Raw genomic sequence first — 13,788 nt, forward strand, 5'->3', positions numbered from 1 at the left:
CACGTCTGCTCATGGGCCCCGGCCCGATCAACGCCGACCCCCGGGTCCTGCGCGCCATGTCGGCCCAGCTGGTCGGTCAGTACGACCCCTGGATGACCCGTGCCATGGACGAGACGCAGGCCCTCTACCGCCAGGTCTTCAAGACCGCGAACGAGCAGACCATGCTCGTCGACGGCACCAGCCGCGCCGGCATCGAGGCTGCCCTCGTCTCGCTCATCGAGCCGGGCGACCGCGTGCTCGTGCCAATCTTCGGGCGCTTCGGGCACCTCCTGCGCGAGATCGCCGAGCGCGCAGGAGCCGAGGTGCACGTCATCGAGACCGACTGGGGCCAGGTCTTCCCGCTCCGTGCGATCGAAGAGGCGATCACCCGCGTGCGACCCAAGGTGCTCGCCGTCGTGCACGGCGACACCTCCACGACGGTCGCGCAGCCCCTCGACGGCCTCGGCGAGATCTGCGCCCGCGAGGGAGTCCTCTTCTACACCGACGTCACGGCGAGCATCGGCGGCAACGAGTTCCCGACCGACGACCTGGGCCTGGACGCCGTCACCGCGGGCCTGCAGAAGTGCCTCGGCGGCCCGTCGGGCTCCTCGCCGGTGACGTTCTCGCAGAAGGCCGTCGACGTGATCTATGGCCGGAAGTCGGTCGAGGCGGGCATCCGCGGCGAGGGCGACGTGGCCGCCGCCGACCCGATCCGCTCGAACTACTTCGATCTCGCCATGATCTTCGACTACTGGGGCCCGAAGCGCCTCAACCACCACACCGAGGCCACGACGATGCTCTACGGGGCGCGAGAGTGCGCCCGCCTCCTCGTGGAGGAGGGCATCGACGACGCGGTGGCCCGCCACGAGCTGCACGGCCGAGCCATGCTCGAGGGCGTCCGCGGCCTCGGGCTCGACGTCTTCGGCGACACCTCGCACAAGATGAACAACGTGGTCGCCGTCGTGATCCCCGACGGCATCGACGGCGACGGTGCCCGAAGCGCCCTGCTCGACGACTTCGGCATCGAGATCGGCACCTCCTTCGGGCCGCTGCACGGCAAGGTGTGGCGCATCGGCACCATGGGCTACAACGCCCGGAAGGACGCCGTGCTCACGACGCTGTCTGCGCTCGAGTCGGTGCTCCGGCGCGGCGGCGTCTCAGTCACTGCGGGCGGGGGAGTGGGCGCGGCGTACGACGTGTACGACGACGTCGTGTCGCCGGCTCCTGCGCCCGTCGTCACCGAGTCGCTCGACGCCGGGAGCGCGCGGTGACTGCCGACAGGCCGCCGGTCGACGCCGCCGAGATCCTCCGCCGGTGCGACGTGCTCGCGCGCGAGACGTCGAGCGACACGGGCATCGAGCGGGTCTACCTCTCGCCCGAGCACGCCGCCGTGAACCGGCTCGCCGGAGAGTGGATGCACGAGGCCGGCCTCAGCACCTGGATGGACGCCGCCGGAAACCAGCGCGGCCGGTACGAGGGGCTGCGCCCGGGTGGGCCGGCCCTGCTGCTCGGCTCGCACCTCGACACCGTTCCGAATGCCGGGCGCTACGACGGGATCCTCGGCGTGCTGCTCGCGATCGCCGTCGTCGACCGACTACGCGCCCGCGACGAGCGCCTGCCCTTCGCGATCGAGGTGCTCGCGTTCGGCGACGAGGAGGGCACCCGCTTCGGCACCGCGCTGCTCGGCTCGCGCGCCGCGGCCGGAACGTGGGACGACGCCTGGTGGGACCTCCACGACAAGGCGGGCACCACACTGCGCGAGGCGTTCGTCGAGTTCGGCCTGGACCCGTCGCGCGTCGGCGATGCGGCCCTCAAGCGCGGCGACGTCGTCGGCTACCTCGAGGCGCACATCGAGCAGGGGCCCTACCTCGAGGAGGGCGACCGCGCGCTCGCCATCGTCTCGTCGATCGCCGGCGCCCGCCGCTTCGGCCTCACCCTGATCGGCGAGGCCGGCCACGCGGGCGGAGTGCCGTTCCACCGCCGCCATGACGCACTCGCCGGAGCCAGCGAGGTCGTTCTCGCCGTCGAGCGCCTCGCCCGCGACGCCGGCGCGATCGCCACGGTGGGGCGCCTGCAGGCGTTCCCCGGCGGCGTGAACGTGATCCCGGGCCGGGTCGATTTCAGCCTCGACCTCCGTGCGGAGACCGACGCCGTGCGCGACTCGGTCTTCGCCGGGATCGAGGACGTCATCGCCGCCGTCTGCGAGAGGCGAGGCCTCCGCTGTGAGATCGACGAGACGCACAGCGCCCCTGCAGTGGTCGCCGCTCCGGCCCTCCAGTCGGTGATCGGCGCCGGAATCCGCGCCACCGGCGACGCCAGCCCGACCGTCCTCTTCTCGAAGGCCGGCCACGACGCCATGGCGATCGACTCGCTGACCGCGTGGGCGATGCTCTTCGTCCGCAACGGCCGTGGCGGCATCAGCCACCACCCCGACGAGACGGTGACGCTGGCCGACGTCGCGACGGCGCTCGACGCGTTCGAGGCGGCGGTGCTGGCTCTCGCGGCGACGTACGGGTCGTGAGCGACTCGGGGCCCGAAGACGCGTCGGTCGCCGACGCGTCCCCGCTCACCGGCGCCGGAATCCGTGTCCGCATCGACGCGAACTACGTGGCCCTCACAAGGCAGGAGCAGCGCGCCGCCGACTTCATCCTCGACCACCTCGACGACCTCGCCGTCTACTCGGCCACCGAGATCGCCTCGTCGAGCGGGGTGTCGAAGGCCACGGTGTCGCGGCTCTTCCGCCGGCTCGGCTTCGCCGACGCGCAAGAGGTCCGAGAGCACGCCCGAGAGCTCCGCAGCCGCGGCATCCCCGTCGGCGCGCCAGCAGACCTCGCGGCGCACGCCGCCACCGAGCACGCCGCCCTCGATCGCATGCTCGCGGGCCTCGCCGACGGCCGGCTCGACGAGGCGGTGCGGCTGCTCGCGGGCGCCGCGCGCGTGGTCGTGCTCGGCTTCCGCAACAGCTATCCCGTCGCCCTGCACCTCTCCAACCAATTGACGCAGGCGCGCCCCGACGTGCGGCTCGCGCCCGCCCCGGGGCAGTCGGTGGGGCAGGAGCTCGCGGGCCTCGGCCCGGCAGACGCCGTGCTGCTGGTGGCCTTCCGCCGCCGGCCGTCCGGGGTGGGGCTCGTGCTCGACGCGCTCGCGACGCGCGGGGTGCCGACCGTGCTGGTGTCGGATCCTGCGTTCCGTCCTGCCCTCGGCGCCGGGGTGCACCTGACCTGCCCAGTGGAAGCCACGGGGGCCTTCGACTCGTACGCCGCCGCCATGAGCCTGGCGCAGCTGATCGCCGTGCGGGTGCTGGCGCTCGGCGGGGGAGCGGGGCGGGCGCGCGTGGCGGACGTCACGGCGCTCTACGGCGAGCTCGGCGAGCTGGAGTAGCGCCCTCGTCGTCGTCGCCTCGCCGGACCTCTCCCGTCGGCCTGGCCCCAGCTTGCGCCTTCCCGTTCGGTAATTCAGGCCCCTCTCGTCGGGCATGTGCGCGCGGGCGCATGGCCACGCGCGGCGGCCGTCCGGCGGCGCACGAGGAGCCTGAATTACCGAGAGGGAGACGCCCGGCGATCGCGTCGGCCCGGCGATCGCGCCATCCGGGCGGCGGCCGCGCGGCGACGCCCCGAGAGCCCGGCTAGCGGCGGCGCAGCAGCTGCCCGCGCGCCTGGTCGCCGACGAGGGCGCCGGCCAGCCACGCGCGCGACACCTCGCCACGCAGCTCGGTGCCGTCGAACGCGCTCACCGGGTTCTTGTGGGCGAGCTCGCTCGCCGCGACGGTGAAGGTGCGGTCGGGCGCGAAGGCCACGAGGTCGGCCTTCGAGCCGGGCGCGATGCGGCCGAGGTGGCCGAGGCCCACGAGGTCGGCGGTGTTCGTCGACATCCACTTCACCACGGTCGACAGGGGGATCCTGCGGGCCGCCGCCCCCGTCCAGACCGCTCGGAACGACAGCTCGAGCCCCGAGATGCCGCCCCAGGCGAGCTCGAAGTCGCCGTCGCCGGCGAACTTCAGCGCCGCCGTCGAGGGGGAGTGGTCGCTGGCGACGAGGTCGATGGTGCCGTCGACGAGGGCGCCCCAGAGCAGCTCCTGGTTGGCGTGGTCGCGGATCGGCGGGCAGCACTTGTACTGCGTCGCGCCGTCGTCGATGTGCTCTTCGTCGAACGTGAGGTAGTGCGGGCAGGTCTCGACGGTGAGGCGCAGGCCCTCGTCTTTCGCGCGGCGGATCATGGGCAGCGCGGCGGCCGACGACAGGTGCAGGATGTGCGCCCGGCCTCCGGTCCGTCGCACGGCGTCGATCACGTGGGCGATCGCCGACTCCTCCGACTCGTCGGGGCGCGAGCGCACGAAGGCGGCGTACGAGGTGCCCTCGGTCGCGGGGGCGGCGTCGAGGGTCGCAGGATCCTCCGCATGCACGATCAGCAGACCGTCGAACGCGGCGATCTCGTCCATCGCCTGATTCAGCTGCTCGGTCGACAGGTGTGGGAACTCGTCGACGCCCGACGGCGAGAGGAACGCCTTGAAGCCGAAGACCCCGGCCTCCCAGAGCTCGCGAAGGTGTCCGAGCGACGACGGGATCGCGCCGCCCCAGAAGCCGACGTCGATGACGGCCTGCGGTGCCGCGGCCTCGCGCTTGAGGGCGAGCGCCTCCGGCGTCGTGGTCGGCGGGATGCTGTTGAGCGGCATGTCGACGATCGTGGTGACGCCGCCGTTCGCCGCCGCGCGGGTGGCGGTGGCGAAGCCCTCCCACTCGGTGCGGCCCGGCTCGTTGACGTGCACGTGCGTGTCGACGATTCCGGGGATCAGCACCTCGTCGTCGGCGAGCTGGACGTCCGACTCCGTCTCGACGATGGCGTCGGGCTCCAGGATCGCGACGACCCGGTCTCCGATCACGGCGACGGCCGCCGGCTGGAACTCCCCGTCGACGAGGACTCGGCTGCTGCGGACGACGAGGTCGTAGTTCATGCCCCGATCGTAGGCCCCGCGCTTTTCGAGCACGTTTCGTGCCGTGCCGCGGCGGTCAGTTCGCGGCGATGCGCAGCGCTTCGAGGTCGCGGGCCGAGAATGCGATCAGGGTGACGGTGTCGAGCGCGTCCGGGTGCTCAGCGATCCACGAGCGGATCGTGTCGACGGCGACACTCGATGCATCGGCCATCGGGTAGCCGTAGGCGCCGGTCGAGATGGAAGGGAAGGCGATGGTGCGGTAGTCGGCTCCTGCGGCCAGGTCGAGGGAGCTCCGGTAGCACGACGCGAGCAGGACCTCGTTCTCATCGGCGGAATGCTGCCGGTAGATGGGGCCGACAGCGTGCACGATCGCCTTGGCCGTCGTGATCTCGAACGCGGGTGTCATCTTCGCCTCGCCCTGCGCGGCGCCGTGAAGTCGACGACATGCCTCGAGGAGCCGTGGCCCCGCCGCACGGTGGATCGCGCCGTCCACGCCGCCGCCACCCACGAGGCTCGAGTTCGCTGCATTCACGATGACGTCGGCTCGAAACGAGGTGATGTCTGCCTGTTGCACGGCGAGCTCGGTCATTCGTCCGTTCTACCCGACGGACGAATCCGTCGGCACGAGGCGGCAGCGGCGGCGCCACAGATCAGCCGGACAGGAGCCGCGACTGCCAGCCGCCCGTGTCGGCGGACCGCGTGAAGCGCAGCCGCCGCGAAGCCGTGCCGACACCCGGCGTCCAGAACGTCAGCTCGGTGGGCCGCACGACCACGCCGAACCAGGTGTCGGGCTGCTCGAAGCCGTCGGGGTGGGCGGCGGCGAACTCGGCCCACTGCTCGCGGCGCACCGAGTCCGGCAGCTCGGCGAACGCCGGAGTGTTCTGCCACGCGAGCTGCTGCAGGTACGGCGACCGGGCCCGGTACGCCCACGCCGACTCGTCGGGAGGGGCGATGGCGGCGACTCCGCGCACGACGAGCTGCCGGGGGAGTTCGGGCCAGAGCAGGGTGAGGGCGACGTGCGGTTCGGCTGCCAGCTGGGCGACTTTCGCTGATCCTGAGTCGGTGTGAAAGTACAGCCCCTGCTCGTCGTATTCGGTGAGCAGCACGGCTCGGGCGTCGGGGCGGCCGGCAGGAGTGATCGTCGACAGCGTCATCAGCGGGCGATCGGGCGCGTCGTTCGACGGGAGCCAGGCCTGGAGCAGCGCCCACGCCTCGTCGGGCATCGGCCTGCCCGCAGTGAACGTCACGGACTCGATGGTGGCACGTCGAGCAGCGGCGCGGTGTCGACCACTCCGTGCAGCGGCTCGGTACCGGGCAGGGCGGGGTGGTCGAAGGCGGCGATCTCGGCGAGGGCCGCGACCCCGGCGTCGACGGAGCGACGGAACAGCGTGGCTCCCCACGCAGCGGTCGCGCCCGACGCGTCGCCGACGACCCCGGCGGGCCCGAAGTCGTTCGACAGCCAGCCGAAGTGCACCGGGCCTCCGTTGAACTTCACGTGCTGAAGCGACTCCATGTGCGGCGGCACCCATCGCGACGCCCGCGACAGGTCGACCAGGTCGGGCCGCAGGTGCAGGATCATGGACGTCTCGCTGTGGCCACCGTGCACGCCGAACCCGTGCTCGTCGGGGCCGGAGAGACCCGGGCCGCCGTCGGCACCGCGCACACCGTCGCCCGACGGGATCGTCGGCCCCATCAGGAACGTCCGCAGCCCGAAACGCCGCCGGATCTCGCGCAGGGCGACCTGCAGCAGCGCGATGTTGCCGCCGTGGCCGTTGTAGAACACGAGCGTCTTCGCGGGGGTGGCCGCGATCGACCGCCCGATGTCGACGACCGTGTCGAGCAGCGTCGTCGCATTCAGCCACACGGTTCCGGGCGCCCAGAAGTGCTCGTCCGACTTCGTGTAGGCAAGGGCCGGCAGGATCCACACGTCCTGCCCCGCGCTCGCCGCCTCGTCGACGATCGCCGCCGAGATGAGGTCGGCCATGAGCCAGTCGGTCGAGAGCGGCAGGTGGGGGCCGTGGTGCTCGATGGCTCCGGTCGGCAGCACCACGATCGAGCCCGCCCCGAGGGTGGAGGCGAGCGCGGGGCCGGAGAGGTGGACGAGTTCGCGGTTCACAGGTCGAGCGTAGGCCGCGCGCTTTTCGGGCACGTTTCGGCGGAGACGCGCGCGCCCTGCCCCGTGACGAGCCAGTGCCCCGCACGCCGGATGCGGGCGGGGCACTGAGAGTGCAAGCCGCGTTTCAGTCGACGACCACGGTCTGCGAAAGCGTGGTGATTTCTCCGAGGCGGTCTTCCGAAGCGGTGAAGGTCACGGTGTCGCCCGACTTCAGACCGTTGGGCAGCAGGACGGTGGCCCTCCAGCCGCGGAGTGTGTACGCGGCGCCTTCGGTCACCTGACCGTTCACGCTGACATTTACCGTGACGATGGCGTTGTACGCGCCGGTGCCAGACAGGGTCAGGGCCCGCGAGCCCGACAGGGCGGACGACATCGCACGGAAGGTGAAGGGCGTCGTGTCGGCGGGGTCGACGGGCGCGACGAAGCCGGGACCGCCGCCGCAGGTGGACGGGGCGCACGAAGCAGTGTCGACCGTGTTTGCCGCGTTGGCCGCCACCGGAGTCAGGATGAGCGCGGCGCCGATGCCTACTGCGGCGAGGCCCTTGAGGATGGTGTTCATGGTTGTCTGCCTTTCTGTCCAGGCTCTCCGGACACAGATAGTCAACCAGTGAAATATTACGTGATACTGCCTACGAGACCTTCGCCCCGGTCGAGAGCGTCGGCGCGACGAGCTTGCCGGGGTTCAGGAGGCCGAGCGGGTCGGTCGTCGCCGCCAGCTCGCGAGTGCGGGCGGGCTCGAAGTCGACGAACCACTGGTGCGGGTTGTGGTAGCCGACCCCGAGCTCCTGCAACTTCGCGAACCCCGCGTAGACGTCGTCGGCCGAGGTGTAGCGGCCCGCGAGCATGCCGATGGGACGGCCCTGGGAGGTCTCGATGTGGAGCATGCCTCCGTCGTACACGGCGTGCACCTCGTCGATCCGGTCGATGAGGGCGTCGCCCGAGACCTCGACGTGGAAGTACGTGTCGGGGTAGGCCTTCTGCAGCCACTCGATGGGGTGGTTGTACGAGATCATGCTCAGCTTCATCGCGGTCTGCGGGCCCTCGCGGACGTCTTCGACGCGCCCGCCGGCGGCCTCGACCAGCTCGGTGGCGCGGGCGACGGTCGCCTCGTCGAGAATGGCGCGCAGCGACGCGCGGCCGCGGGGGATCGCGGGGTCGGCCGGCAGGGCGTCGGCCAGCGTCGGCAGGTCTCCCGAGACGAGGCGGGGCGCAGGATCCAGCGCACCGAACGACCGCATCAGCGGCAGCAGCTGCTCGAAGGTGTCGAAGCTCGCGAAGAACCCTCTCCACTCCTGCAGCGGCTCGAGCCGGATGGTGGCGCGGGCGATGATGCCCGCCGTGCCGTAATTGTGCACGTACGGCTGCGCCTCGTCGCCCTCGACGTGCACCAGGGTCGCGTCGGGCACGGCGTGGACGACGTCGAGCGCCACGACGAAGCCCTGGTGGTTCGAGCCGTGCTTGATCGAGCCTGTGCCGCCGGAGCCGCCGGAGAGGAACCCGCCGATGGTCGACTGCGCCGTCGACGGATACAGGAGGATCTGCTGGCCGGTCTTCGCAGCGGCCTGTTCGAGCGAGACCATCGTCGCGCCGGCCTCGGCCGTGAGCGTTCCGTCGCCGACCTCGACGATGGCGCGGGCGCGGGTCATGTCGAGCACCAGCCCGCCGTCGAACGGGATCGCCTGACCGTAGTTGCCGGTGCCCTTGCCGCGCGGGGTGATCGGCACGCCGTGGCGGACGGCGGCGCCGACGACGAGGGCGATCTCGTCGGCCGTGGCGGGGTAGGCGACGAGATCGGCGAGCCCGAGCGGCAGCTGCTGGCTGATCACGGGCGAGAGGCGCGAGCCGTCGACGGACGCCTTCTCGCGCGCGGCGAGCTCGACCGAGACGCCGCGCTCGCCGAGCAGCTCGCGCAGCTCGGCCTCGAGGGCGGCGAGAGCCTCGGGTGCGACGGGGGTGGCGTGTGTGGGCATCAGGCGTCCTTCGGGTCGGCGAGCAGGGGGTGCGCAGGAGCCGCGGCGCCCGGCCCGGCAGGCGAGGCGACACTCCGCGAGGTGGACGACTCCGCGACGAGCGCCCCGCGGTGGATCACGAAGCGGTCGGCGGGCGCGTTGGCGACGACGTCGGCGAGCGAGGTGCCGCGGACCGCGAGCAGCTCGGCCTGCGCTCCCACGACGACGCCGGCCGCGGGCAGCGCGAGCACTTCACGCGCGGAAGTGCTGACGAGACCGTAGGCCTCGTCGATCGTGAGGTGCCCGGCGGTCACGAGCAGCATCGCGGTCTCGAGGGCGTCGCTGCGCCCGAGCGGGTTGAACGGGTCGCGCACGTTGTCGGCTCCCGCGGCGACGCGGGCGCCGGCGTCGAGCAGCTGCCGCACCGGCGCGAGGCCGCGCGGCATCGAGACGTCGTCGCCCCAGCCCTGCAGGTAGAGGTTGGTGATCGGGTTGGCGATGACGCCGATGCCGGCGGCGACGGTCGCGGCGATCGTCTCGTCGCGTGCTGCGGCGGGCGCCGTGCCGAGTCGCACGCAGTGGCCGGCGCTGACATTCACCGGCAGGAGTCCGTCCGCGAGATCGGCCTCGCGCCAGCCGGCGACGATCCGGGCGAACTCGTCCAGCGTGACGGGGCCGTGCAGGCTCTCGTCGGTGTGCAGGTCGACTCCGGCGCGGCGGGCTCGGGCCAGGGCGAGGAGCCTCGTGAGGTCGGCTGTCGGATCCTGCGCCAGATGCGGCGAGCCGCCGACGAGGTCGACGCCCAGGTCGAGCGCCGCCTCGATGTCTCGCGTGGGTACGTCGGGCCCCGCGAGCGCGACGAGTTCGATGTCGATCAGGTCGCGCAGCTCGTCGCGCACCCGCACGAGGGCCTCGGCGCCCCGGAGGGGCTGATCGCCGAGCAGGATGTCGAGGTGCGTGCGGATCGCGGTCGTGCCCTGGCCGAGCATCCGAAGCGCCTGCTCGCGGGCGCGGTCGGCGATGTCGTCGACGGTCATGGTCGCCGCGTACTCGCGCCACGACGCGATCGCGGCGCGCAGGTCGCCCATCGGCGGGCGGATCGCCTCGTACGAGAGGGCCTTGTCGAGGTGCGCGTGCGGTTCGGCCGGGGCGGTCAGCAGCAGGTGGCCGGTGAGGTCGAGGGTCGACGCGGGGGAGTCGGGCGTGCGGGTCTCGGATCCTGCGCCTTGAGCCGAGGCACCCGCGGTCTCGACCCTCGCGACCCGGTGGCCGTCGAGCGTGACGTCGACGAGGCGCCCGTCGGGCAGCGTCGCGTTCGTGAGCCGGGTGAGCTGGCGGGGGAGTGCGGTCACGGGGCCTCGAGACGGGGAGGGGGCAGAATGTTGATGGAACCAACACGCTCGAATCTAGGCAGAGCGCGTTTCCGGGTCGTAACGTGACCGTTTCAACCCCGTGAAACGGGCCTTCCGGCCGGAATCGGCGTGGTACACAAGCATGGTCCCACCGCACCACAGGAGGCCCCCGTTACCGCCGTCGACACTTCACCACCCGCAGCCCCTGCCACGCAGGCGGCCTCAGGCGGCGCCATCGACGCGCAGGCGCTGTCGGTCGGTCGCAGGATCCGAGAGCTCCGGCGCGCCCGGGGCCTCACGCTGGTGCAGCTCGCGCAGGCGGCGGAGCTCTCGCACCCCTTCCTCTCGCAGCTCGAACGCGGGCTCGCCCGGCCGAGCATGGTCTCGCTCGAGCGCATCGCCAAGTCGCTCGGCTCCACCCAGGTCGAGCTGCTCGCGGCCATCGACGACGCCCGCGAAGGGTCGAGCCCCGATGCGAGTCAGCCGGCAGTGGTCTTCGTCGGCCACGACGACGGCTCGCGCGGCGCCTACGGCAATGACGGGGCCAGGATGCTCGTGCACGGCTCGCGGAAGTTCCTCCCCTTCGAGCTGCGCGGCGACGCCCGGGAGGCCGGCGACTACATGACCCACGCCGAAGACGAGTTCATGCACGTGGTCGAGGGCACCGTGATGGTCGACCTCGAGGGGTCCGAGCCGCGGACGCTCGTGGCCGGCGACTCGCTCTACTACTCGGGCGGCACGCCGCACCGGTGGTCGGCGGTCGACGAGGCGGGGTACCGGCTGTTCATCGTCAAGGAGAGGCCGGCGGCGCTGTGAGCGACGTGTCGCCGGGCGGCGCTGTGAGCCCGTCTCACTCCGAGGCCGCCGGGCTGCACGAGACCCAGTTCGACGTGCGCGTGGTGGGCCGCACGCGCGGGGCCGACGGGGTCGAGCTGTTCGAGCTGGGGCCGCTCGGGCCTCTCGGAGACGACAGGGCCGCGCTTCCCGGCTGGACCGCCGGCTCGCACATCGACGTCGTCCTGCCCGACGGCGAGGTGCGCCAGTACTCCCTCTGGGGCGCGCCGTCGCCCGGCAGCGCCGCGACGTGGCGCATCGGCGTGCTGCTCGAGCCGTCCGGTCGCGGAGGCTCCGCATGGCTCCACTCGTCGCTCCACGTCGGCGACACCCTGACCGTCGCGGGCCCGCGCAACCACTTCGAGTTCGTCCCCACGCACGGCACGCGCTACGAGCTCGTCGCCGGCGGCATCGGCATCACCCCGATCTCGTCCATGGCTGCCGCGGCGAAGGCGGCGGGCGTGCCGTACCGCCTCCATTACGCCGGGCGCTCGCGAGAGACCATGGCCCTTCTCGACGACCTGGCGCAGGAGCACGGCGACGCCCTCGTCATCCACGCCGCCGCCGACGGAGACCGCCTCGACCTCCCCGCCCTCTTCGCCGACATGCCGCCGTTCACCACCACGTACTGCTGCGGGCCGGCCCGACTGCTCGACGCGATCGAGGCGGCCGGCCGCGGGCGACAGGTCGTCGTCGAGCGCTTCACGCCCCGCGAGGTCGGAGCCCCCGTGCTCAACGAGCCGTTCGAGGTCGAGCTCGCCGCGACCGGTGTGACCGTGACCGTGCCGCCGTCGCGGAGCATCCTCGACGTCGCCGAGGAGGCCGGGGCTCTCGTGCTGTCGAGCTGTCGCGAGGGCACCTGCGGCACGTGCGAGACCGTGGTGCTCTCAGGCGAGGTCGACCATCGTGACTCGATCCTGACGCCCGACGAGCAGGACGCGAACGACGTCATGTACGTCTGCGTCTCGCGCTCCGCGTGCCCGCGGCTGGTGCTCGACCTGTAGCCGCGCGCTCGCCGCCTCGAGTGGGCGCGGTCTGACGCAGCGGGGCGCCCCCGCGTCCGATAGCGCCCAGTCGCGAACCCGAGTGGCCCGAAATGCACGCTCGGGCACGCTGATGCGTGCGTTTCCGGCCACTCGGCGCCCTTCGGCGGCGGAGGCGGCCCGCGGCGGCCGGCGGCCGCGAGTCGACGGCTAGCGGGGCACGCGGGCGCGGAGGGCGGCCACGAGCTCCGCCTCGTCCGCCCCGACGAGCCGATAGTCGCGCACCACGACCCTCCCGGCGACCACCACGTGCTTCGGGCGGCGGCCGGGCGCGGCCCACAGCAGCCCGGCGACGGGGTCGGCGACGCCCGCGTCCGCCACGCCCGAGACGTCCCAGACGCAGAGGTCGGCCGCGGCGCCGACCGCGAGGTGCCCCAGCTCCTGCCGCCCCAGCCCCTGCGCACCGCCGCGCGTGGCCATGCCCAGCACCTCGCGCGCCGAGAGCGCTGGCCCGACGAGCGGCGCGACCTGCATCGCCAGGCGCGCGTCGGCGAGCAGGTGCCCGGCGTCGTTGCTGCCCCCGCCCGAGGTGCCGAGCCCGACCGTGACGCCGGCTTCGCGCAGGGCCGCGACGGGAGCGACGCCCCAGCCCATCGGCAGGTCGCAGCCCGGCGCGTGGGTCGCGGACACCCCCGCGGCGGCGAGGCGCTCGATCTCTGCGGGTGTCACGTCGCACAGGTGCGCGATGGTGACGTCGGGAGCAAGCCACCCCCACTCCTCGAGCAACTCCAGCGGCCGGCGACCGTACCGCTCGAGCGCGATCGCGGTGTCGACCTGCTCGTTCGCCTGCGTGCGGCGTCGCAGTCCGTGCCGCGCCGCGACCTCGCCGAGCGCCTCGAACGTCGCAGCGGAGTCGCTGTGCACCCCGGCCGGGCCGACGGCGACCTGCAGCATGCCGTCGTCGCGCACTCCGCCGACCGCCCCGGGCACGAGCGCCTCGACGATGGCCTCGGCCGAGGCGGCAGCGGTCGCAGGATCATCGCGAGCGCTTCCCCGCACGAACACCAGCCGCGCCCCCAGCCTCTCGGCGGCACCCGCGATGGATTCGGCGATCGACACGGTCTGGGCGACGTACTTGTCGCGCGCGTCCGCGGTGAGTGCCTCGGCTCCTGCGCCTGGCGCCGCTGGCCAGTTCAGCATGTGGTCGGCCACCGTCGTCACGCCGTTCAGCAGTCCCTCGGCGAGGCCGACGGCGGCGCTCGCGGCGAGCAGTGAGGCGTTGATGCGGGCCTCGGCGTACGCGGCGGCCATCGTCGGCAGCCACTCGGCCATCGGCACGCCCCGCGTGCCGGGCAGGGTGCGGAAGGCGCTCTGCAGGAGGTGGTGGTGCGCGTTGACGAGACCCGGCGTCACCAGGCAGCCGGTCGCGTCGAGTGTCTCGCGAGGCCCGCCCGCGGAATCGACGGAGATGTGCGCCTGCGACCCCACGCCGACGACGATGCCGCGGTCGAGGAGGAGCGATTCTCCGTCGATCTCGACGCCCTCGTCGAGCAGGAGGCGGGTGGCGCCGGTGACTTCGAGCATCCTGCGTTTCTAGCAGGGGTGTGTGTCGGGCGTGTGTCGCCGGCGCGCGAGCGCGGGGGCG

Annotated in this window: 13 protein-coding genes; 5 read left to right on the forward strand and 8 right to left on the reverse strand. The window is 72.7% G+C overall.

Annotated features, from left to right (window positions below; translation table 11 throughout):
• Positions 1-11: 11 nt before the first annotated feature.
• From C8E83_RS15565 to C8E83_RS15575, 3 genes are read left to right on the forward strand one after another with little or no spacing between them, the layout of a single operon-like run.
• The gene (locus C8E83_RS15565) at positions 12-1,250 is read left to right on the forward strand and encodes a pyridoxal-phosphate-dependent aminotransferase family protein (RefSeq protein ID WP_121370873.1); all 1,239 of its coding nucleotides are present in this window, start codon (positions 12-14) and stop codon (positions 1,248-1,250) included.
• Complete coding sequence (locus tag C8E83_RS15570; RefSeq protein WP_121370875.1) at positions 1,247-2,500, forward strand: allantoate amidohydrolase; 1,254 nt, start codon at positions 1,247-1,249, stop codon at positions 2,498-2,500. The genes C8E83_RS15565 and C8E83_RS15570 overlap by 4 nt, the downstream gene beginning before the upstream one ends.
• A complete protein-coding gene (locus C8E83_RS15575) occupies positions 2,497-3,360 on the forward strand; it encodes a MurR/RpiR family transcriptional regulator (RefSeq protein WP_245981727.1) in 864 nt (287 codons plus the stop codon). Before C8E83_RS15570 ends, C8E83_RS15575 begins: the two co-directional genes overlap by 4 nt.
• A gap of 244 nt (positions 3,361-3,604) precedes the next feature.
• Here C8E83_RS15575 and allB read toward each other — a convergent pair whose 3' ends face one another.
• The 7 genes from allB to C8E83_RS15610 form a co-directional block, all read right to left on the reverse strand.
• Positions 3,605-4,930 (reverse strand): allantoinase AllB, encoded by a 1,326-nt coding sequence (gene allB / locus C8E83_RS15580; protein WP_121371947.1) that lies wholly within the window; start codon positions 4,928-4,930, stop codon positions 3,605-3,607.
• A 55-nt stretch (positions 4,931-4,985) separates the two neighbouring features.
• Entirely contained in the window at positions 4,986-5,498 is a 513-nt protein-coding gene (locus tag C8E83_RS15585; RefSeq protein WP_121370877.1) for an O-acetyl-ADP-ribose deacetylase, read from the reverse strand.
• Positions 5,499-5,559: 61 nt separating this feature from the next.
• Complete coding sequence (locus tag C8E83_RS15590) at positions 5,560-6,156, reverse strand: pyridoxine/pyridoxamine 5'-phosphate oxidase (protein ID WP_121370879.1); 597 nt, start codon at positions 6,154-6,156, stop codon at positions 5,560-5,562.
• Positions 6,153-7,025 carry a creatininase family protein gene (locus C8E83_RS15595; protein ID WP_121370881.1) on the reverse strand — a complete coding sequence of 291 codons (873 nt, stop codon included), beginning with the start codon at positions 7,023-7,025 and terminating at the stop codon, positions 6,153-6,155. The genes C8E83_RS15590 and C8E83_RS15595 overlap by 4 nt, the downstream gene beginning before the upstream one ends.
• A gap of 124 nt (positions 7,026-7,149) precedes the next feature.
• Entirely contained in the window at positions 7,150-7,584 is a 435-nt protein-coding gene (locus C8E83_RS15600; protein WP_121370883.1) for a hypothetical protein, read from the reverse strand.
• Positions 7,585-7,654: 70 nt separating this feature from the next.
• Positions 7,655-8,995, reverse strand: a complete 1,341-nt coding sequence (locus tag C8E83_RS15605) for an FAD-binding oxidoreductase (RefSeq protein ID WP_121370884.1) — start codon at positions 8,993-8,995, stop codon at positions 7,655-7,657.
• Positions 8,995-10,326, reverse strand: coding sequence for an amidohydrolase family protein (locus C8E83_RS15610; protein ID WP_121370886.1), 1,332 nt, complete (start codon positions 10,324-10,326; stop codon positions 8,995-8,997). The genes C8E83_RS15605 and C8E83_RS15610 overlap by 1 nt, the downstream gene beginning before the upstream one ends.
• 129 nt (positions 10,327-10,455) lie before the next feature.
• Between C8E83_RS15610 and C8E83_RS15615 the strand changes: the two genes are divergently transcribed.
• Positions 10,456-11,142 (forward strand): helix-turn-helix domain-containing protein, encoded by a 687-nt coding sequence (locus C8E83_RS15615; protein ID WP_211331714.1) that lies wholly within the window; start codon positions 10,456-10,458, stop codon positions 11,140-11,142.
• Positions 11,139-12,164, forward strand: a complete 1,026-nt coding sequence (locus C8E83_RS15620) for a PDR/VanB family oxidoreductase (RefSeq protein WP_245981728.1) — start codon at positions 11,139-11,141, stop codon at positions 12,162-12,164. The genes C8E83_RS15615 and C8E83_RS15620 overlap by 4 nt, the downstream gene beginning before the upstream one ends.
• A 189-nt stretch (positions 12,165-12,353) precedes the next feature.
• Here the strand turns inward: C8E83_RS15620 and C8E83_RS15625 are convergent, their stop codons facing one another.
• A complete protein-coding gene (locus tag C8E83_RS15625; protein WP_121370887.1) occupies positions 12,354-13,727 on the reverse strand; it encodes an amidohydrolase family protein in 1,374 nt (457 codons plus the stop codon).
• Positions 13,728-13,788: the final 61 nt, after the last annotated feature.

This window comes from Frondihabitans australicus (genome assembly GCF_003634555.1).
GTDB lineage: Bacteria > Actinomycetota > Actinomycetes > Actinomycetales > Microbacteriaceae > Frondihabitans > Frondihabitans australicus.